Source organism: Kushneria sp. EE4 (assembly GCF_977968315.1).
The window spans coordinates 1852342-1871434 of sequence record NZ_OZ386212.1 but is presented as its reverse complement, the minus strand read 5'-3'; the positions used below and the strand labels follow the sequence as shown (position 1 = coordinate 1871434).

General features: G+C 61.4%; 18 protein-coding genes, 3 tRNA genes and 1 pseudogene. 19 read left to right on the top strand and 3 right to left on the bottom strand.

The window, feature by feature from the left end:
- Positions 1 to 132: 132 nt before the first annotated feature.
- The 10 genes and pseudogenes from pqqB to ACXMYO_RS08575 all read left to right on the top strand — a co-directional run bounded on the left by pqqB (position 133) and on the right by ACXMYO_RS08575 (position 6640).
- Entirely contained in the window at positions 133 to 1062 is a 930-nt protein-coding gene (gene pqqB, locus ACXMYO_RS08620; RefSeq protein WP_457808421.1) for a pyrroloquinoline quinone biosynthesis protein PqqB, read from the top strand.
- Complete coding sequence (gene pqqC, locus ACXMYO_RS08615; protein WP_457808420.1) at positions 1059 to 1841, top strand: pyrroloquinoline-quinone synthase PqqC; 783 nt, start codon at positions 1059 to 1061, stop codon at positions 1839 to 1841. Before pqqB ends, pqqC begins: the two co-directional genes overlap by 4 nt.
- Complete coding sequence (pqqD, locus tag ACXMYO_RS08610; protein WP_438768262.1) at positions 1838 to 2125, top strand: pyrroloquinoline quinone biosynthesis peptide chaperone PqqD; 288 nt, start codon at positions 1838 to 1840, stop codon at positions 2123 to 2125. The genes pqqC and pqqD overlap by 4 nt, the downstream gene beginning before the upstream one ends.
- Positions 2122 to 3249, top strand: a complete 1128-nt coding sequence (pqqE, locus tag ACXMYO_RS08605; RefSeq protein ID WP_457808419.1) for a pyrroloquinoline quinone biosynthesis protein PqqE — start codon at positions 2122 to 2124, stop codon at positions 3247 to 3249. Before pqqD ends, pqqE begins: the two co-directional genes overlap by 4 nt.
- A 95-nt stretch (positions 3250 to 3344) precedes the next feature.
- The gene (locus ACXMYO_RS08600) at positions 3345 to 4232 is read left to right on the top strand and encodes a segregation and condensation protein A (protein ID WP_457808418.1); all 888 of its coding nucleotides are present in this window, start codon (positions 3345 to 3347) and stop codon (positions 4230 to 4232) included.
- A complete protein-coding gene (gene scpB / locus ACXMYO_RS08595) occupies positions 4229 to 5125 on the top strand; it encodes an SMC-Scp complex subunit ScpB (protein WP_457808417.1) in 897 nt (298 codons plus the stop codon). The genes ACXMYO_RS08600 and scpB overlap by 4 nt, the downstream gene beginning before the upstream one ends.
- 10 nt (positions 5126 to 5135) lie before the next feature.
- Positions 5136 to 5972, top strand: a pseudogene (gene rluB / locus ACXMYO_RS08590) (23S rRNA pseudouridine(2605) synthase RluB); the annotation flags it as partial.
- A 351-nt stretch (positions 5973 to 6323) separates the two neighbouring features.
- Positions 6324 to 6398 (top strand) — tRNA-Lys (locus ACXMYO_RS08585).
- Between the two features lie 46 nt (positions 6399 to 6444).
- A tRNA-Lys gene (locus ACXMYO_RS08580) sits at positions 6445 to 6519 on the top strand.
- Between the two features lie 46 nt (positions 6520 to 6565).
- Positions 6566 to 6640 (top strand) — tRNA-Lys (locus tag ACXMYO_RS08575).
- Positions 6641 to 6718: 78 nt separating this feature from the next.
- Here the strand turns inward: ACXMYO_RS08575 and ACXMYO_RS08570 are convergent.
- The gene (locus ACXMYO_RS08570; RefSeq protein ID WP_457808416.1) at positions 6719 to 8170 is read right to left on the bottom strand and encodes a M48 family metalloprotease; all 1452 of its coding nucleotides are present in this window, start codon (positions 8168 to 8170) and stop codon (positions 6719 to 6721) included.
- A 136-nt stretch (positions 8171 to 8306) separates the two neighbouring features.
- On the opposite strand from ACXMYO_RS08570, the gene ACXMYO_RS08565 reads away from it, so the two are divergent.
- The gene (locus ACXMYO_RS08565) at positions 8307 to 8573 is read left to right on the top strand and encodes a sulfurtransferase TusA family protein (RefSeq protein ID WP_438768254.1); all 267 of its coding nucleotides are present in this window, start codon (positions 8307 to 8309) and stop codon (positions 8571 to 8573) included.
- A gap of 42 nt (positions 8574 to 8615) precedes the next feature.
- Positions 8616 to 9725 carry an AI-2E family transporter gene (locus tag ACXMYO_RS08560; protein ID WP_438768253.1) on the top strand — a complete coding sequence of 370 codons (1110 nt, stop codon included), beginning with the start codon at positions 8616 to 8618 and terminating at the stop codon, positions 9723 to 9725.
- A gap of 37 nt (positions 9726 to 9762) precedes the next feature.
- Here the strand turns inward: ACXMYO_RS08560 and ACXMYO_RS08555 are convergent, their stop codons facing one another.
- The gene (locus tag ACXMYO_RS08555) at positions 9763 to 10239 is read right to left on the bottom strand and encodes a peroxiredoxin (RefSeq protein WP_457808415.1); all 477 of its coding nucleotides are present in this window, start codon (positions 10237 to 10239) and stop codon (positions 9763 to 9765) included.
- A gap of 311 nt (positions 10240 to 10550) precedes the next feature.
- On the opposite strand from ACXMYO_RS08555, the gene dapA reads away from it, so the two are divergent.
- The 4 genes from dapA to purC all read left to right on the top strand — a co-directional run bounded on the left by dapA (position 10551) and on the right by purC (position 13940).
- Positions 10551 to 11435 carry a 4-hydroxy-tetrahydrodipicolinate synthase gene (gene dapA, locus ACXMYO_RS08550; protein WP_438768249.1) on the top strand — a complete coding sequence of 295 codons (885 nt, stop codon included), beginning with the start codon at positions 10551 to 10553 and terminating at the stop codon, positions 11433 to 11435.
- Positions 11432 to 12364 carry an outer membrane protein assembly factor BamC gene (gene bamC, locus ACXMYO_RS08545; protein WP_457808414.1) on the top strand — a complete coding sequence of 311 codons (933 nt, stop codon included), beginning with the start codon at positions 11432 to 11434 and terminating at the stop codon, positions 12362 to 12364. Before dapA ends, bamC begins: the two co-directional genes overlap by 4 nt.
- On the top strand, positions 12364 to 13125 hold the full coding sequence (locus ACXMYO_RS08540; RefSeq protein ID WP_457808413.1) for an MBL fold metallo-hydrolase: 762 nt from the start codon (positions 12364 to 12366) through the stop codon (positions 13123 to 13125). The genes bamC and ACXMYO_RS08540 overlap by 1 nt, the downstream gene beginning before the upstream one ends.
- 89 nt (positions 13126 to 13214) lie before the next feature.
- A complete protein-coding gene (gene purC / locus ACXMYO_RS08535) occupies positions 13215 to 13940 on the top strand; it encodes a phosphoribosylaminoimidazolesuccinocarboxamide synthase (RefSeq protein ID WP_438768244.1) in 726 nt (241 codons plus the stop codon).
- A 44-nt stretch (positions 13941 to 13984) separates the two neighbouring features.
- Here the strand turns inward: purC and tsaA are convergent, their stop codons facing one another.
- A complete protein-coding gene (tsaA, locus tag ACXMYO_RS08530) occupies positions 13985 to 14737 on the bottom strand; it encodes a tRNA (N6-threonylcarbamoyladenosine(37)-N6)-methyltransferase TrmO (protein ID WP_457808412.1) in 753 nt (250 codons plus the stop codon).
- 162 nt (positions 14738 to 14899) lie between these two features.
- Here tsaA and ACXMYO_RS08525 point away from each other — a divergent pair, with 162 nt between their 5' ends.
- From ACXMYO_RS08525 to aceE, 3 genes are all read left to right on the top strand, one after another.
- Complete coding sequence (locus ACXMYO_RS08525; RefSeq protein ID WP_457808411.1) at positions 14900 to 15397, top strand: hypothetical protein; 498 nt, start codon at positions 14900 to 14902, stop codon at positions 15395 to 15397.
- Positions 15397 to 15993, top strand: coding sequence for a 1,6-anhydro-N-acetylmuramyl-L-alanine amidase AmpD (gene ampD / locus ACXMYO_RS08520; RefSeq protein ID WP_457808410.1), 597 nt, complete (start codon positions 15397 to 15399; stop codon positions 15991 to 15993). Before ACXMYO_RS08525 ends, ampD begins: the two co-directional genes overlap by 1 nt.
- Positions 15994 to 16408: 415 nt before the next feature.
- The gene (aceE, locus tag ACXMYO_RS08515; protein ID WP_457808409.1) at positions 16409 to 19090 is read left to right on the top strand and encodes a pyruvate dehydrogenase (acetyl-transferring), homodimeric type; all 2682 of its coding nucleotides are present in this window, start codon (positions 16409 to 16411) and stop codon (positions 19088 to 19090) included.
- The last annotated feature ends 3 nt before the right edge of the window (positions 19091 to 19093 follow it).

Sequence of the window (19093 nt, the reverse complement as noted above, 5' to 3'; positions counted from 1 at the left end):
CGCTACCCCCATTGTGATGCGATTTATTCGCGATCAAGGAGTCTGTCATGAGCTGGTCTGCCCCCGAAGTCAAGGAAATCAGTGCTGGTATGGAAGCCAGTGTCTACCTGCCTGCCGATATCGAAATCGACATTGCAGAGTGATGCTGGCGGTGCGCGGCGCCTGCGCGTTCGCGTACTGGGGTCGGCCGCCGGTGGCGGCCTGCCTCAATGGAACTGTCGCTGCAGCGTCTGTCGGCTGGCGCGTGCCGAACCGCAGCGCGTTGTCCCTCGCACCCAGTCCTCGATTGCCGTCTCCGTTGATGGCGAACACTGGGCGCTGATCAACTGCGCGCCCGAGGTACTCGGTCAGCTACAGCGTGAACCGGCGCTTCAGCCCGGCCGTGACGACCGCCACACCCCGATTCAGTCGATCCTGGTCACCAATGGTGACGTAGATCATGTCGCGGGCCTTTTGAGCCTGCGCGAACGCTCGCCGTTTTGCCTGTACGCCACGCCGGAAATTCACGGTGTGCTGCGCGCCAACCCGATTTTCAACGTGCTCGCGCCCGACTGCGTTGAGCGACGTGACGTGGCGCTCGACAGCCGCATCGAGCTGTTGCCCGGGCTTTCGGCCACTGTGTTTGCCGTACCCGGCAAGACCGCGCTCTATCTGGAAGGTGACGAGGTGGAGATCGGCGCCGAGGGCGAGTCCACCGTGGGCGTCGAGTTCGAACTCGACGGCCAGCGGCTTTACTACATTCCCGGCTGCGCTACCGTCACGCCCCGTCTGGCCGAACGGCTTGAAGGCGCCGCGGCGCTGCTTTTTGACGGCACCCTGTGGCGCGATGATGAAATGGTGCGTGCCGGCGTCGGCCAAAAGACGGGCCAGCGCATGGGCCACATGTCGATGTCGGGGATTGACGGCAGCATGGCGGCGCTGGCTGATGCCCGCATTGGTCGGCGCATTTTCATTCATATCAACAACACCAACCCCGTTTTGATTGAGGACAGCGCCGAGCGACGCGAGGCCGAAAACGCCGGTTGGGAGATCGCCTTTGACGGTATGGAGATCACGCCTTGAGTTCGTTTGATACGCATCTGAGTGACGTGACCGAGCCGATGAGCGCCGAGGCGCTGGAAGCGCGTCTGCAGGAAATCGGCGAGGCGCGCTATCACCACCGCCATCCGTTCCAGCTGGCGCTGCAAAACGGTGAGCTCAATCGCTGCCAGGTGCGGGCCTGGGCGCTTAATCGCTACTACTACCAGGCCATGATCCCCATCAAGGATGCCACCTTGATGGCGCGTCTTGACGACCCGGATTGGCGGCGGGAATGGCGCAGCCGGCTGGTCGATCATGACGGTGAAGCGCCCGGTGAGGGCGGTATCGAGCGCTGGCTGAGGCTCACCGACGGGCTGGGGCTCGAGCGCGAGATGGTGCGCTCGACCCGGTTTATCCTGCCGACCACGCGATTTGCGGTCGAGGCCTATACCCATTTTGTGCGCGATCGCACCCTGCTGGAGGCGGTCGCCTCGTCACTCACCGAGCTGTTCTCGCCAAAGGTGATCGGCACCCGCGTCTCGGGGATGCTTGCGCACTACGACTTTGTCTCCGAGGAAGCGCTGGATTATTTTCGCCCGCGTCTGACCCAGGCACCGCACGACGCCGAGCGGGCGCTGGCCTATGTGCGTGAGCACGCCCGGCGCGCCGATCAGCAGCAGGCGGTGCTTGAGGCGCTGATCTTCAAGTGTGATGTGCTCTGGACGATGCTGGATGCGCTTCAGCATGCCTATGTGGAAGGCCACCGGCCACCGGGCGCCTGGAACGGCGAAAGCGGTCTGGTTACCGGAGCCACGCCTTGAATCAGGGTCTCGATGACAGCACCGTGGTGCGCCTGCCCAGAGGCGTGCGCATGCGTGAGGATGCCGCGCGCGGCGGCTGGGTGCTGCTGGCACCGGAGCGTATCTTCCAGCTCGATGCCATCGCGCATGCAGTGATGGTCAATGTCGATGGCAGGCAAAGCGTGGCACAGATCGTCGATACGCTGGTGGCCGATTATGACGCCGAGCGGGGCCGGATCCGTCACGATGTGCTGGCCCTGTTTCATGCCCTGATCGACCGGCGGGTGCTGGAGATAGCCACATGAGTGACGCAACGCAAACACGTACCGAGCAGGCCATCGCCCCACCCATGGGACTTCTGGCCGAGCTGACCCATCGCTGTCCGTTGCAGTGCCCCTACTGTTCCAACCCGGTCGAGCTTGAGCGTCGCAGTGACGAGCTTGATACCGCCGGCTGGCAGCGGGTGCTCCAGGAAGCGGCCACACTGGGCGTACTGCAGGTGCATCTTTCCGGCGGCGAGCCGGCGGCCCGCCCGGATCTGGTCGAGCTGGTCGAGACCTGTGCCCGCGAAGGGCTCTATTCGAACCTGATCACGGCCGGGGTGAGCCTCACGTCCGAGCGCCTGGCTGCACTCGAGGCCGCCGGGCTGGATCACGTTCAGCTCTCCTTTCAGGGCGCCGACGATGAGGTCACTACCCGCGTGTCCGGCATGCGCGGTGCGTTTGATAAAAAGCGCGCCTTTGCCGGCGAGGTGAGAGCGCTGGGGCTGCCGTTGACGATCAACGTGGTGATCCATCGCGCCAACATTCATCAGATTGATGAGTTTATCGAGCTGGCCCTGGCGCTGGGGGCGGAGCGCCTTGAGCTGGCGCACGCTCAGTATTACGGCTGGGCGCTGCGCAACCGCGGGGCGCTCATGCCAAAGCGTGGCGAGGTCATGACCGCACTGAGAACCGTCGAGGCCGCTCAGACACGTCTCAAGGGGCGCCTTGCCATCGATTCGGTGGTGCCGGACTACTATGCTCACGGCCCCAAGCCCTGCATGAACGGCTGGGGACAACAGACGATCAACATCACGCCCTCCGGGCTGGGCCTGCCGTGCCACGCCGCGCAGACGATTCCGGGACTCGAGTTCTGGAACGTGCGTGAGCGGGGTCTGGCTGATATCTGGTATGACTCGCCGGCCTTCAATGCCTTTCGCGGCACCGATTTTCTGCCCGACACGTGTCAGAGCTGTGATCGCCGCGACATTGACCATGGCGGCTGCCGCTGCCAGGCGCTGATGATGACCGGTGATGCGCGTCAGATGGATCCGGTATGCCAGCATTCGCCCTGGCATGGTGATGTGCAGACGCTGACGCTGGAAGAAGCAGGCCGCGACGAGCCCTTTGCCTACCGCCGTTTTGCGCGCACCGCGCGCCACGCCTGAACGGTGGGCGCAACAGGACGCGGGTGCCTGAAGCGGGGCAGCCTGATAGACTCACCGCAACGCCCCGTTTCATTTGAGCCTTCACGTCGCACGCCATGACCCAGTCCGGTGATCTTCACAGTCCGCCCGCCGAGGCGGCGGCACCTGCCGTCATGGTCGGCGGTGAGCCCTTGCATGACATGCCGGAGGATCTTTATATCCCCCCGGAGGCGCTGCGTGTCTTTCTGGAAACCTTTGAAGGCCCGCTGGATCTGCTGTTGTATCTGATCCGGCGTCAGAATCTCGACATTCTGGGCGTCAATGTGGCCGCCGTGACCCGCCAGTACATCGAATACGTGGAGCTCATGAAGGTCAGCGGAATCGATCTGGCCGCCGAGTATCTGCTGATGGCGGCGATGCTGGCCGAGATCAAATCGCGCACGCTGCTGCCGCGTCCACCGCGGACCAGCGAGGAAGACGACGAGGAGGACCCGACGGCGGCACTGGTGCGGCGCCTGCAGGAGTATGAGCAGATCAAGCTGGCCGCTCAGGCCATCGATGAACTGCCGCGCCAGGGGCGTGACTGGTATCAGGCCGAAGCGGGGCTGCCAGTGCTTGAGCCTCGCGTGCAGCATCCGGACGTCGGGCTTTCGGAGCTTCTCGGGGCGCTGTCGGATCTGATGCAGCGCGCCGATTTCAAAAAGGAGCACCAGATTACACGGGAGGTGCTCTCGACCCGCGAGCGGATGATGGCCATTCTTGATCGCATCAACGGTGAGCAGTTCACCTCGTTCGAGGACCTTTTTGATCCGCAGGAGGGCAAGGCCGGCATCGTGGTGACCTTTATGGCCATTCTTGAATTGAGCAAGGAGCGATTGATCGAGATCGTACAGAACGCGCCGCTGTCGCCCATCCATGTTCGGGCGCAGACGGTGTCGCAGGACGACGATGACGCGCTGCAGGAGCAGCCCTTTGAAGCGGATGAACCGGCAGGTGGGGCATGACGCCGCCGCTGGATCGGATTGTTGAAGGCGTGCTGCTGGCCGCCGGCGAGCCGCTGACGCTGGAGCGCCTGGAAGCGGTGTTTGATGAAACCGAGCGACCCGGCCGTCGAACGCTGCGAGAGGCGCTGACAACGCTGGAGGCGCGGCTTGGACAGAGCGCGCTGGCACTCGAGGAAACGGCGTCAGGCTTTCGGCTGCGCGTGCGGGATGGTCTCTCGCCCTGGGTCTCCCGGCTCTGGGATGAGCGTCCGCAGCGCTACTCGCGCGCTCTGCTGGAGACGCTGGCCCTGATCGCCTATCGTCAGCCTGTCACACGCGCCGATATCGAAGAGGTGCGTGGCGTCTCGGTCAGCGCCTCGATCATGCGTACCCTGGTCGAGCGTGGCTGGGTGCGGGTGGTGGGGCATCGTGATGTGCCCGGGCGCCCGGCGGTATACGCCACCACCAGAGGCTTTCTGGATGATTTCGGACTGCGCACGCTGGATGAGCTGCCGCCGGTGAGTGCGGTCAGGGAAGGTGAAACCGTCGACTGGCTGGAACAGCTCACGCCCGGGGTGCAGAGCGCGGCCTCGGCGGAGGCTGCCGACGTTTCGACCGAGACGGAGAATGCCTCACCCGGTGATGATGGCACTGCCACCGACACGATCGCCACCGAAAACGCTGCCGGTGAAAGCAGCAACGATACACCGGATGCGCCTGCCGACTCGCCCGGCGGTGAGCAGGCGCTATCCGAACGCTCGTCGATTGAGACGCCGACGCCTTCCCGTCAGAGTCCGAGTCTTGATGAGATCGGTCAACGACTGGCCGAGCGAGTGCGCGACAGCGCAGACCGCGACGGCCCGGATGCTGGGCTCGATGAGAGATCGACACACACCAGTTACCCAGAAGATTGAGACTTCGCTGATGAATACTGAAAAACTGCAAAAAGTACTGGCCCGCGCCGGACTGGGATCACGACGCGAGATGGAAGCCGCCATTGGCGCCGGGCGTGTCAATGTCAACGGTGAGACCGCCAAACTGGGAGATCGCATCTCCGATGAGGCCCGGGTCACCTTTGATAATCGGCCGATTACCCTGATGTCGAGTCAGGCCTCCTCGCGCCGCGTCATCATGTACAACAAACCGGAAGGCGAGCTTTGCACGCGCCGTGACCCGGAAGGCCGTCGCACGGTGTTCGAACACCTGCCGCGCCTGTCCGGCGAGCGCTGGATTGCTATCGGCCGACTCGATATCAATACCAGCGGTCTACTGCTCTTTACCACCGATGGCGAGCTGGCCAATCGGCTGATGCACCCCTCGATGGAAATCGAACGTGAATACGCCGTGCGCGTCATGGGCGAGGTCACCATGGATCACGTACGGGCGATGGTCGAGGGCGTGATGCTTGAAGACGGGCCGGCACGCTTTACCGATGTGCAGGAGTTCGGTGGTGAAGGCATCAACACCTGGTTCCATGTGGTCATCATGGAAGGACGCAACCGGGAAGTGCGCAGGCTGTGGGAATCCCAGGGGTTGACGGTCAGTCGGCTCAAGCGCGTGCGCTACGGCAGCGTGTTTCTGGACAAGCGCGCTCGCGCCGGCGAGTGGACCGAGCTGAACCAGCAGGAAGTGGATGATCTCTCTGAACTTGCCGGACTGGAAAAGCGCAAGGTGCCGGCGCTGACCCCTGATGAGAAAAACCGCTGGAATCGCGACAAGAACAAGCGTCGTCCGGTGCGCGGCGTCAAATCGCCGGAAGCGGCGCGCTCCACCACAACCACACAGGAAAAGGGCAGCCAGCGCCGCAGCGATCGTGAGGAGGCGCGTCCGATCACGCCTCGTGAAAAGCGCAACGAAAAGCGCAGCGACCGCGGCAACTGGAGCTCCACGGCACCGGCCGGCAATCGTCGCTCGTCCGGCACCGATGACAGAGGGCAGGAGCGCCGCGGCAGTGGCAGTGGCGACAAAACTCAGGAGCGCCGTGGCGGCGGGCAGAAGGGAAATGCGGGTGCTCCCCAGGGTCGAAAGGGCGGTGGGCGTCGTTAACGCCTGGTGCGTGCAATAGCGCTTGCATCGCGAATGCTTTCAAAGTAGTATTTGCGCCCGTCGAGCGGGTCGTTAGCTCAGTGGTAGAGCAGTTGGCTTTTAACCAATTGGTCGTAGGTTCGAATCCTACACGACCCACCATCTCGACAGAAATAATGGCATGCTTGTGATTGTCGGCAGAATTGTCGGGTCGTTAGCTCAGTGGTAGAGCAGTTGGCTTTTAACCAATTGGTCGTAGGTTCGAATCCTACACGACCCACCACAGGCCCTGTCATTGTTTCAAGCCTCACCTTCGATGGCTGATTTCCGGGTCGTTAGCTCAGTGGTAGAGCAGTTGGCTTTTAACCAATTGGTCGTAGGTTCGAATCCTACACGACCCACCAGTTATGAAAACGCCTCATCCTGAACCGGGATGAGGCGTTTTTGCGTCCATCCTTCACTCAAGAGCCGGCCTGCTCGGTTTATCGAAATTTCTCGAGCGTTTGCCGGTACTGGTTGAAATCCTTGCGCCGCTCTCGAATACGGCTGGTCAGCGTGTAATCACCATTTTGCTGTGACGCTTTCTCGGCCAGATCCAGCTGCTCCAGACCGCCGTCAATATCCCCTTTGAGCTGAAGCTGCTCGGCCAGTGCCAGATGGCCCCAGTCGTTACGATTGCTGCGTCCGGCGGCTTCGCTGAGCAGATTCCAGACATCCGGGTCTTCGGCGTGGGCGTCGGCCAGAGTGCGCAGGCTTCTAAAAGCCGTCGAGGGGTTGATGCCCAGTTGCGCTTCGGCCTGGATGATCCGGGCCGGATAGTAGTCGGGTGTCAGGCGCAGAATGCGCTCGCAGCGACGAATGGCGTCTTCGCGCCGGCCGGCATCCAGCGCCGCATCGGCGGCGCTGGCCGACAGCATCAAAACGTCGGGCGCCTCCTGTGCCAGCTGGTCAAAGGCCGCCAGTGCCTGGTCGGTGCGCTGGTTGATGCTGTCGTTGAGCGCGTCCAGATAGCGCAGGGCGATCGGGTGGGCGTTGTCCTGCTCAAGGCGCGTGCGCACCGCGGTGGGGTCGCTCATGTTCATCGCCAGCATGGCGCGCGCCCGGATTAGATCATACTCCGGGCCCGGGTCGCTGATGTTGCCGCTGCGGTATTGCTGGGCCAGGCTTGTGGTATTGCTCAGCCGTGACTCGGTCATGGGGTGGGTCAGCAGAAATTCCGGCGGCGTATTGCCCTGCATGCTTGAAAGCCGCTGCATGGTGGCGAACATGCGCGGCATGGCCATGGGGTCCATGTTGGAGCGTGCCATGGCTTCAAGACCCACCCGATCAGCCTCCTGTTCATAGCGGCGCGAGTAGCTCAGCTGGCTTTGCATGGCAGCGGCCTGGGTGCCGGCCATGGCGGCCACACCCACACTGCCGCCACCGCCGGCCGCCACGACCATGCTGGCCAGCATGGCAGCCATGGTGGGCAGCTGGGCGCGCTCGCTGCGCGCCATTTCGCGGGCAAAGTGATGTTGTGACAGATGGCCCATTTCATGCGCCAGCACCGAGGCGAAGGCGTCCTGATCGGGGGCGTAGGCAAAAAGTCCGGTATTGATGCCGATCACGCCGCCGGGCACGGCGAAAGCATTGAGTGTGCGGCTCGAGACCAGGGTGACAATGGGGGTGACATCGCCAAGCTGACTGTTGGGTAAAAGCCGGGCCACCAGCGACTCAAGGTAGTTCTGTGTGATGGGGTCACGCCATTGTCCGACGTGGCCGCGAAACTCGCGAAGCCAGGCGCGCCCGAGGCGAAATTCTTCCTGGCTGCTGTAGTTCCCGGCGGCATCGCCCAGGGTGGGAAGCTGGCTGGCCGGGGCTGTCATGGGCACGGTCATCGTGCCAAGCAGCAGGGCAGCTGTAATAATGCAGCGAAAACGCGTATGCCTGGGCATGACATGCTTACCGGATGGTCATTGAGACATGAAAGGGCCAAAGCGCTGCTGTCCGACGGGCACAGGCAGCAGAGGTTGCCGGTTGCATCAAGTTGCCTTTAAATCGTGCCGATTACAACCAGCAGGGGAGCCAGAGGTGTTGGAAAATATTGAGGACATCCGGCAATTGGAGCGTGGCGCCGACAGGGTGCTGGATGCTTCCGGGCTTGCCTGCCCGATGCCGCTTTTAAAGGCCCGTCAGGCGCTGGCCGCGCTGGAAGCCGGCCAGCATCTGCATGTGATCTGCACCGACCCGGGATCATGGCGTGATTTCGAAAGTCTTGCCGCCCACGGCGCCCACGAACTGGCAGGGCGCCGTCAAGAGGCGGATGTCTACCACTATGTACTGATCAAGGGGCGCTGAGGTCTGCGTCGGCCGGTTTATCCTCAAGGTGTCAATAATCCAATGACCTTCAGAAATCTCTGGAATCATTTCATCGAGCGCTACCTCTCCGATGAGGAGGCGGTGACGCTGGGCGCGCTGCTGGTGCTGGGCTTTGCCATCATCATCTTTTTCGGCGGCATGCTGGCCCCGTTTCTGACCGCGCTGGTCTTTGCCTTTTTGCTGCAGGGCGTGGTGCGCTGGCTCGAGCGACTGGGGTTGTCGCGGCTGCCGGCCGTGTGTCTGGTGCTTTTGATGTTTGTCGGGGCGATGCTGTTTTTTGCCCTGATCATCTTTCCGATGGTCTGGGATCAGTTCGCGCGCCTGGTGCAGGGGCTGCCTGCCGTGTTGTATCGCAGTCAGGCGCTGCTCGATGAGCTTCAGGCCCGCTATCCCAGTATCGTCACGCCTGATCAGGTGCAGCATCTGATCAATACGGCAAGTCAGGAGGCGACCCAGCTGGGACGACGCGTGGTCAGCCTGTCGCTGAGTTCGCTGGCCGGGGTGCTGAGTGTGATCATCTATCTGGTACTGGTGCCGATTCTGGTCTTTTTCATGCTCAAGGACCGGGAGCGACTGATCGGCTTTTTCCTGTCGCTTCTGCCCAAAAAGCGCAAGCTGATGACGCGGGTGTGGTGTGAAATGGACACCCAGATTGCCAACTTCATTCGCGGCAAGTTCATCGAGATCATGATTGTCGGGGTGGTGTCGTTTTTCACCTTCTGGGCACTGGGCCTGCCCTATGCGGTGCTTTTAGGGATCGTGGTGGGGCTTTCCGTGCTGGTGCCCTACATCGGTGCGGCGGCGGCCACGCTGCCGGTGGCGGCGTCTGCCGGTCTTCATTTCGGATTCGATGAGCAGTTTGTCTACGTCCTGCTGGCCTATGCCATTATCCAGGCGCTGGATGGCAACGTGCTGGTGACCCTTTTGTTTTCAGAGGTGGTCAATCTGCATCCGGTGGCGATCATTCTTGCCGTTTTGTTTTTTGGCGGCATCTGGGGCTTCTGGGGTATCTTTTTCGCAATTCCGTTGGCCACGCTGATCAAGTCGCTGATGTTTGCCTGGCCGCGCGGGGCCAGTGCGCTGCGAAAGGAGGGCGCTACTGCTGCTGAAGGTGCCGCCACCGCCAAATGAGGCGTCACGGCCCTGTCGGTGACAGGGCCGTCATTCATTACCGGTCGGCGCTGAGTGCCTGGGCCATGGTCAGCACCTCGTCGACATGACCTGCCACCTTGACCCCGCGCCACTGCGCAGCAATGTTGCCCTCCCGGTCGATCAGGAACGTGCTGCGCTCGATGCCTTCGTGCTCCTTGCCATAAAGCTTTTTGAGCTTGATAACATCAAAGGCGCGACACAGGGTTTCTTCAGGGTCGCTGACCAGCTCAAAGGGAAAGCCCTGCTTCTGGCGAAAGTTTTCATGCTTTCGCAGTGAGTCACGCGAGACGCCAAACACGCGCGTGCCTGCCTTTTCGAACGCGTCCATGCGATCGCGGAAGTCCTGCCCCTCGGTCGTACAGCCGGGCGTGGCATCCTTTGGATAGAAATACACCACGACCTGTTCGCCTTTAAAGGCAGCAGGATTGAAGGCCGTATCGCTGGTGGCGTCTAGTGTGATGTCCGGGGCGGGGGTACCGATGGTGAGGGTCATGAACATTCTCCCTGAGGATGAAACGGCGCCGCCGCTTGCCGGCCATTACGGCGCCGGAGAATACAGGCGACGCCCTGTGAGCGTGTCGGGTGACAATAACCGAGACCGGGGGTGAAATCAGCCGCCCGGATGCACGGGGCGTTTTCCTGCCCGGCAGTGTCTGTACAGCATGGGGTGCGCCGAGTACCATCGTCAGCGTAATGACCGACCCCGAGTGTTTCGTCCTGAAGGCAGGCGATATCGGCGCCGGTCTGTGCTGGCGGCCGCAATGCGGCCGCTTTCAAATGAATTCAAAGGAAGAGGTTGGCGGGATGATCACTGGCAGCATGGTCGCTCTGGCGACGCCCATGAAAGCCGATGGGGCCATCGACTGGGACGCCCTGAGGCATCTTGTAAGCTGGCATCTCGAGCATGGCACCGATGCCATTGTGGCGGCCGGCACCACTGGTGAGCCCACCACCATGAGCGTTGCCGAACACTTTGATGTGATTCGAACGGTCGTGGAAACGGTCAACGGCCGGGTGCCGGTCATTGCAGGCACCGGCGCCAACGCCACGGCCGAAGCCGTGGAGCTTGCCCGCTATGCCCGGGAGGTAGGTGCCGATTATTGCCTGTCGGTCACGCCCTATTACAACCGTCCGACACAGGAAGGGCTGTATCAGCACTTCAAGGCCGTGGCCAACGCCTGCGACCTGCCCGTCATCCTGTATAACGTGCCCAGCCGCACCGGGGTGGATCTCTACAATGAGACCACGCAGCGCCTGGCGGCGATCGACAACATCGTGGGGCTCAAGGATGCCACCGGCAATCTCGAGCGCGCCGAGGAGCTGATCGAGCGTCTCAAGGGTCGCGACTTTGCGCTTTACTCCGGAGACGATCCGACGGCCTGCGAGTTCATGCTGGCAGGCGGTCACGGCGCCATCTCCGTATCGGCCAACGTGGCGCCTCATGCCATGCACGAGCTTTGTACCGCCGCGATGAGCGGCGACTATGATCGCGCTCACCAGATTAATACGCGACTGATGCCGCTGCATTCGGTGCTGGGTATCGAGGCCAATCCGATTCCGGTCAAGTGGGCACTGCACGAGCTTGGCCTGATGGAAACCGGCATTCGTCTGCCGTTGACCTGGCTTTCCGATAAATACCAATCCACCGTAGCCGAGGCGCTGCAGCTGGCTGGAGTGATGGATCAATGAGCAGGACACGCTGGATGATGGTAACGCCACTGCTGCTCGCGCTGGGCGGCTGTGGCAGCGGCTATTATCATGATCGCAACAGCGAATACGCTGATGCGGAAATGACGCGACCGCTGGAGCTTCCGGCGTCGCGCGACCAGACGCGCTACCAGGATGCCATGCCGGTTCCACAGGCCACCAACGATTTCATCAGAAGCCGTGATGGTTACGAGCCGCCCCGCCCGCAGACCCTGTCCACCAGTGACCGCGAAACGCGCTTTGTCGAGCCTCGCGAGGCCGACGGCAGTCGCTGGCTGGTTGTGAGCGCCGCCCCCGGCGCGGTCTGGCCGCGGCTGCAGGAATTTGTGCGTGCCAACGGCTATCAGGTGCAAAACATCGATGGCAATACAGGGCAGATCACGACCGACCGCGGCGTGCTGTCGGTACGCCAGGGCATTCGTAACAACACCACGGATGTCTATTGCCAGCAGGGCGGTGCGAGCGTTGATGCCTGCTTGAGTCAGGTCAGTCAGTATCTCTCCTCCAGCACGCCGGAAAGCGGTGTGTCGCTGGTGGCCCAGAACCTGTCACGCAACGACCGGGTGCGTCTGGAGAGTCGCGACGACAACTGGCGTCTGGCGCTGGCACTCGATTTCCCGCGGGCCTGGGCAGAGCTTGCCTGGCAGCTGGAGAACAACTACGAGACGCCCCAGCGTCGTTTGATCGATCAAAATCGCAGCGAGCGTGTCTTTACCGTGGCGTACACGGTCAAGGGCGAGGGCAGCTGGATTCCCTTCCGCGGCAGCAGCGACGAAACGCAGCAGTACCTGCTGCATGTATCGCCTGCCGACAACGCCACCTACGTCAGCGTGACCGACAGTGCCGGTAATCCGGTCGATCAGCAGAGGGCCCATGACCTGCTTGATGGTGTGGCCTCGATTCTGCGCTGATGCAGTTTGCATCGCTGGGTAGCGGCAGTCGCGGCAATGCCACTCTGGTCAGCAGTGCCGACACCACGATACTGGTGGACTGCGGCTTTGGGATTCGCGAGGCCGTCAGGCGCATGCAGACACTTCACATGGATCCGGCCACGCTGGCCGGTATCCTTGTGACACATGAGCATATCGATCACGTGCGTGGTGTGTTTGCCCTGGCGCGCCGGTTTGGCCTGACGATCTACATGACGGTGGGAAGCTGGCTGTCACTCCAGCCTGATCCTGCCATTAATGTCGTTCTGGTGACGCCGGAGGAGACCTGGAGCATCGGTGATCTTGATATCACGCCGGTCACCGTGCCGCACGATGCGCGCGAGCCGGTGCAGTACGTGATTCAGGCCGGCGTCTGTCGTCTCGGGCTTCTCACCGATCTGGGCATGGTCACACCGCATGTTATCAAGCGATATCAGCAGTGCGACGCGCTTTTTATCGAATGCAATCATGATGCACGGATGCTGGCCAACGGCCCCTATCCGCCGAGTCTCAAGCGTCGCGTCAGTGGCCGACTGGGGCATCTGTCCAATCGCCAGGCCGCCGCGCTTTTGCAAACACTTGGCACCGACCGGCTGCAGCGACTGGTTGCGTCGCATCTGTCGGAAAAGAATAATCTGCCCGAGCTTGCCTTCGATGCGATAAGGCCCCTGCTGGACAATGATGAATCGCGCCTGGTCATTGCACGCCAGGAGCGCACCGTTGACTGGCAGTCGGTCAGCTAGGGCGCCAGCATGACGGACGGGCCGTGACACAGGCCCGGCCTCAACCCATTTCTTTCCCATCACACTGTGATTCCCTGCCGGAGACTTTCGTGGAAAAACGCCAGGAACTTTATGCGGGCAAGGCCAAGTCCGTGTTTGAAACCGATAATCCCGATTATCTGATCCTTGAGTTTCGTGACGACACCAGCGCCTTTGACGGCAAGAAGGTCGAGCAGCTCGAGCGCAAGGGGCGCGTCAACAACCGCTTCAATGCCTTTATCATGAACGCTTTGAAAGAGGCCGGTATTCCGGTGCATTTCGAGCGTCTGCGTTCGGACACCGAGTGTGAGGTCAAGCGCCTGACCATGATGCCGGTAGAGTGCGTGGTGCGAAACATCGCCGCGGGCGGGCTGTGTCGTCGTCTTGGTGTGGAAGAAGGCATCGCGCTTGAGCCACCGACCTTTGAGCTCTTTCTCAAAAACGATGAGAAGGGCGACCCGATGATCAACGAGTCGCTGGCCGAAACCTTTGGCTGGGCGCGGCGTGAACATCTGGTCCGTGCGCGCGAGCTGACCTTTCAGATCAACGAGATTCTGCAGAAACTCTTTCTCAAGGGTGATCTGCTGCTGGTGGATTACAAGCTCGAATTCGGCCTGTTCCACGGTGAAGTGATGCTGGGCGATGAGTTTTCGCCCGACGGCTGTCGTCTGTGGGACGCCAATACCCGCGAGAAGATGGACAAGGACCGTTTCCGTCAGGGGCTGGGCGGTGTGATCGAGGCCTATGAAGAGGTTGGCCGTCGCATCGGTATCGATTTTGATCAGGCCATCGACTGACCAGGATCGAAACGGGTCGGCGACAATGCGTTGTCGCCGGCCGGTCAGGTCATTCGGATGAGTCTGTCGACCACGATCACGCTCTCATGGGCCCTGGGATGTTCGTCTGTCTCGACATGAAACTGGACGTCCAGGTCATGAAGGCGCACACCATAGCCACGCTCATCGCGCTTGTGTCGGCGATAGGCCGGGCGCGGGTCCTGCGACAGCACTTCACGGATCAGAAGGCCAAGGCTTTCCCCGTCAGGACGCGCGCTCAACGTCTGCTGACACTCGTCGCTTAATCGAACGTCGAGTCGTGGCGGCGGTTCGGGGGCAAAGCCGGCTCTGGCGTTTTCCGCACTGTCCGCCCAGGGCAGGTAGGGCTTGATATCCACCACCGGTGTGGCATCGACCAGATCGTGGCCGCGCAGTATCAGAATCGGCGCGGGGTCGTATTCGATGCCGACCAGCTCGACCAGCGACAGGCCCAGCCGGTTGGGGCGATGGGTCGAGCGTGAAGCAAAAACGCCAATTCGAACATTGCCCCCCAGCCGCGGTGGGCGCACCAGCGATGTCCAGCGCGCGGGGCTCTGGTGGAATACAAAGCTGATCCACAGGTGGCTGAACTGCTCGAGCCCGCGGACGCCGTCGGGGTGGTCAAACGGGGCGTTGAACCGGAGCGTGGCCGTGGCGCTGGGGGCCAGTCCCGGCTGGCGTGGAATACCGAACTTGTCCGGGTAGCAGCTTTCGATGGTGCCAATGATATCCAGAGTCATCGAGGGCCCGGCGGAAGAGGGCGTGTCATGTGTTGTCATGATTTGATTATGCCATCTGGTTGTGTCCACGACATCCTGTGCGGTGGCCATGACGGATGCGCCGCGGCGGCAGGGATCAACGGCGCCGTTGCGATGTCCAATCGGCATCGACACCGCCGACCCGGTGCAAGTGTGCAGGCATTGAGGCAAGGATAAACGATCATGACGGATTTCAACGGCGACGCTTCTGGTGCGCCGATGCTTTTCACCGAAAAGAGAATCAATACCACGCTTTTGGGGGTGGCCTTTGCCTTCTCGGTGGCAGGGGGGATTACCCTGCTGGTGCATGCCTGGCAGACGGGGCGCTACTGGCCGGTGGGGGCCATCGGCCTTGCGCTGATTGCCTGGGGATTGATGGTCGGCAATAACCTGGCCGTGCGCCGGCGCCTGTCTCCCGTGCTCAGGCTGGAGGCACAGTGCGTGCGCTATATCGGCGGGCCTGCCTGGAAGCCCCACATGGTGACGCTGAATTTTTGCGATATAGCGGATGTTGAAAAGGTGGGCGGCAGCGGCATCAGGCTTCGCCTGCACCAGGCGCGCAAGCCACACCTGGTGCCGATCGGGCTGTTGTCAAAGCGCGACCGGGCGCAGTTCCTTCATGGGTTTCATGCCCGCTGTGATACCGCTCGGGTATCTCACGCCTCTGCCCGGGGCGTTTGATGACCCAGCGTCGTGACAGCCTTGAGGGGAACAATGCCATGATCGTTGATCATCGCCTGGCAAGCGCTCGACAGGTGGTCTCGCCCAACGCCGATGTGCGCCCCGCCGATGAGATATCCCGGATCGTGTTGCATTCGATCAGTCTGCCGCCGGGCCATTTCGGGGGCGATGATATCGAAGCACTTTTCACCAATCGATTGGACTGGGACGCGCATCCCTTTTTCCAGTCGATTCGCGGGCTTCGAGTCTCGGCGCATCTGTTGATTCGCCGTGATGGCAGCTGCGTTCAGTTTGTGCCCTTTAATCGGCGCGCCTGGCATGCCGGCCGCTCCCGCTGGCAGGGTCGACAGGCACTCAACGACTTCACCATCGGCATCGAACTTGAAGGCGACGGGCGCGCCTTCACCCATGCACAGTATCAACACCTGGCAGACGCGCTGACAGCGCTGGAAGGCCACTATCCCGATATTGATGCCGGCGAGACGGTGACCCACGAGCAGGTAGCACCGCTTCGAAAGACCGATCCCGGGCCGAGTTTTGACCATCAGTATCTTTCAAGGCTCATGACACAACGTCGTGCCCGGCAAAGTACCTGACAGGGCACTGGCTCACGCGCGGGGAGGTGACTATTCTGGCTTGGGATTTGCCGCCTGTCTGTCGTGACAGGTGCAAAAGCACGGGCGCACTTTCCCCGGGAGCATCGCTGCGGCTTGTGCCACGGCCGGCGCGTCCGGAGAGGTTAATTGGCATGACTTCATGTTTGCGGTATCTTCGTCGTCCAATCAGAGCGCCCATGTTCGAGTGTTGCCTGTTTCGTTGATGGCTAACGAGTCGGAATCCGTTGCAGTGTCCTTATGGCTATCCGCGCCGATGACTGCACGTCCGATGCCATCGCTTGACGTATCCGGAAACCATGGCCCCTGTAAACATCGGGTGCCTATCCCGCCTTGAAAAGCGCCAGAGGCTCCAAAAGGGCCCGCTGACAACTTATCTTCATTCGGAGAGACGTCTATGAGTCTGGAGGCAAGAGAAGATCACGATCCGATCGAGACAAGGGAGTGGTTGGAAGCCCTGACATCGGTAGTGGATCGTGAAGGTGAGGATCGTGCTCAATATATCCTGAGCCGTCTGGCTGATCGCTTGCGCCGTGATGGCAAGCTGCCGCCGTTCTCCGTGAACACGCCCCACCGCAATACCATCCCCGTTCATCGCGAAGCCAAACTGCCCGGCGACATGTTCATGGAGCGCAAGATTCGCTCCGCGATCCGCTGGAACAGCGTGGCGCAGGTCATCCGCACCAACAAAAAGCACAAGGGACTGGGCGGCCACCTGGCCAGCTACATGTCCTGCGCCGTGCTTTATGAAGTCGGTTTCAACCATTTCTTTCGTGCCGACAGCGATGAGCAAAAGGGCGATCTGGTCTACATACAGGGCCATGTGACGCCCGGTATCTATGCCCGCTCCTTTCTCGAAGGGCGTCTGACCGAAGAACAGCTGGATACCTTCCGTCAGGAAGCCGTGGCTGAAGGTCTCTCTTCCTATCCCCACCCCTACCTGATGCCGGACTACTGGCAGTTCCCGACCGTGTCGATGGGACTGGGGCCGATCCAGGCCATCTATCAGGCGCACGTCATGAAGTACATGAACGCGCGTGGGCTGGCGGACATGGGCGATCGCAAGGTCTGGGCCTTTCTGGGCGACGGCGAGTGCGACGAGCCGGAATCACTGGGTGCCCTGCACCTGGCCAGCCGTGAAAAGCTCGATAACCTGATTTTCGTCATCAACTGCAACCTGCAGCGTCTGGACGGCCCGGTCCGCGGTAACGGCCGTATCATGGACGAGCTGGAAGGCATGTTCCGTGGTGCCGGCTGGAACGTCATCAAGGTGGTCTGGGGCGGCCTGTGGGACCCGCTGTTCGAGCAGGACAGCAAGGGCATCATGCAAAAGCGCATGGATGAAGCGGTCGACGGCGAATACCAGAACTTCAAGGCCCGTGGCGGCGCCTATACCCGCGAGAATTTCTTCGGCAAGTACCCGGAAACCACCGAAATGGTCAAGGACTACTCCGATGAGGACATCTATCGCCTCAATCGCGGTGGTCATGACCCGCAGAAGATGTATGCGGCCTACCATGAGGCGACCAACAACGCCAATGGCCGGCCGACCGTCGTTCTGGCGCATACCGTCAAGGGCTACGGCATGGGCGGCGGCAGCGGTGAGGCCGACATGGAAGCCCACCAGATCAAGTCGATGGAAAACGACGCGCTCAAGGTCATGCGCGACCGTTTCGGTATCCCGGTCTCCGACAAGCAGCTTGAAGAGGGCATGCCCTACTACAAGCCCGATGACGACAGCCCCGAGATGCGTTATCTGCATCAAAGGCGCAAGCAGCTGGGCGGCTATCTGCCGGCGCGTAAAAACGATTTCGAGCCCATCGAGATTCCGGGGCTGGATGACAAGATGTTCGCGTCCCAGACCAAGGGGTCGGGCGATCGTGAAGTCTCCACGACCATGTCGTTTGTGCGTGTGCTCAACGGCCTGGTAAAAAACAAGCAGTTCGGTCAGCAGGTGGTGCCCATCATTCCCGATGAGGCGCGCACGTTCGGCATGGAAGGCATGTTCCGCCAGATCGGTATCTACGCGGCAGAAGGTCAGAAATACGAGCCGATGGATACCGGCCAGATCATGTACTACCGCGAGGATCAAAAGGGTCAGATTCTCGAGGAAGGCATCAACGAGGCAGGCTCCATGGCCGCCTGGATTGCGGCGGCCACCTCCTATGCCAACCATCACGTCCCGCTGTTGCCGTTTTACATCTACTACTCGATGTTCGGCTACCAGCGCGTAGGCGATCTGGTCTGGGCAGCCGGTGATCTGCAGGCCCGTGGTTTCATGGTCGGCGGTACCGCCGGGCGAACCACCATCAACGGTGAAGGTCTGCAGCACCAGGACGGTCACAGCCATATCCTGATGTCCACGGTCCCCAACTGCCGCGCCTATGACCCCTGCTATGGCCACGAGCTGGCCGTGATCATGCAGGACGGTCTCAAGCGCATGTATCAGGACCGCGAAAGCTGCTTCTATTACCTGACGGTCATGAACGAAAACTATGTCCATCCCGAAATGCCGGAAGGCAGCGAGGAAGGCATCGTTCGCGGCATGTATCTGCTTCAGGAAGGCGAGAGCGACAAGAAGCAGCCGCGCGTACAGCTTCTGGGCAGCGGTACGATCCTGCGCGAAGTGGAAGCGGCCGCCGAGCTCCTGCGTGATGACTTTGGCGTGACCGCCGATGTCTGGAGCGTGACCAGCTTCAACGAGCTGCGTCGCGAAGCGCTGGAGTATGACCGTCAGCAGTTCCTCAACCCTGAAGGCGAGCAGCAAAAGCCCTGGGTCACGAGCTGCCTGGAAGGGCGCGACGGGCCTGTCATCGCCTCCACGGACTACATGAAGCTTTATGCTGATCAGGTGCGTGCGTGGGTACCGACCGACTTCCACGTTCTGGGCACCGATGGTTTCGGCCGCTCGGACACGCGTGAACATCTGCGTCGTTTCTTCGAAGTCGATCGCTATTTTGTCACCGTACTGGCGCTGCGCGCGCTGGCCAATCGTGGCGAGATCGATGCCAAAACCGTCAGTGACGCGATGAAAAAATACGACATCGACCCCGGCAAACCCAATCCGCTGGTGAGCTGAGGC

Excerpts from the sequence above, each read along its gene's own strand:
- pqqE (WP_457808419.1), top strand. The coding sequence starts at position 2,122 with ATGAGTGACGCAACGCAAACACGTACCGAGCAGGCCATCGCCCCACCC.
- ACXMYO_RS08600 (WP_457808418.1), top strand. The coding sequence starts at position 3,345 with ATGACCCAGTCCGGTGATCTTCACAGTCCGCCCGCCGAGGCGGCGGCA.
- scpB (WP_457808417.1), top strand. The coding sequence starts at position 4,229 with ATGACGCCGCCGCTGGATCGGATTGTTGAAGGCGTGCTGCTGGCCGCC.
- ACXMYO_RS08570 (WP_457808416.1), bottom strand. The coding sequence starts at position 8,170 with ATGCCCAGGCATACGCGTTTTCGCTGCATTATTACAGCTGCCCTGCTG.
- ACXMYO_RS08560 (WP_438768253.1), top strand. The coding sequence starts at position 8,616 with ATGACCTTCAGAAATCTCTGGAATCATTTCATCGAGCGCTACCTCTCC.
- ACXMYO_RS08555 (WP_457808415.1), bottom strand. The coding sequence starts at position 10,239 with ATGACCCTCACCATCGGTACCCCCGCCCCGGACATCACACTAGACGCC.
- dapA (WP_438768249.1), top strand. The coding sequence starts at position 10,551 with ATGATCACTGGCAGCATGGTCGCTCTGGCGACGCCCATGAAAGCCGAT.
- bamC (WP_457808414.1), top strand. The coding sequence starts at position 11,432 with ATGAGCAGGACACGCTGGATGATGGTAACGCCACTGCTGCTCGCGCTG.
- ACXMYO_RS08540 (WP_457808413.1), top strand. The coding sequence starts at position 12,364 with ATGCAGTTTGCATCGCTGGGTAGCGGCAGTCGCGGCAATGCCACTCTG.
- tsaA (WP_457808412.1), bottom strand. The coding sequence starts at position 14,737 with ATGACAACACATGACACGCCCTCTTCCGCCGGGCCCTCGATGACTCTG.
- ACXMYO_RS08525 (WP_457808411.1), top strand. The coding sequence starts at position 14,900 with ATGACGGATTTCAACGGCGACGCTTCTGGTGCGCCGATGCTTTTCACC.
- ampD (WP_457808410.1), top strand. The coding sequence starts at position 15,397 with ATGACCCAGCGTCGTGACAGCCTTGAGGGGAACAATGCCATGATCGTT.
- aceE (WP_457808409.1), top strand. The coding sequence starts at position 16,409 with ATGAGTCTGGAGGCAAGAGAAGATCACGATCCGATCGAGACAAGGGAG.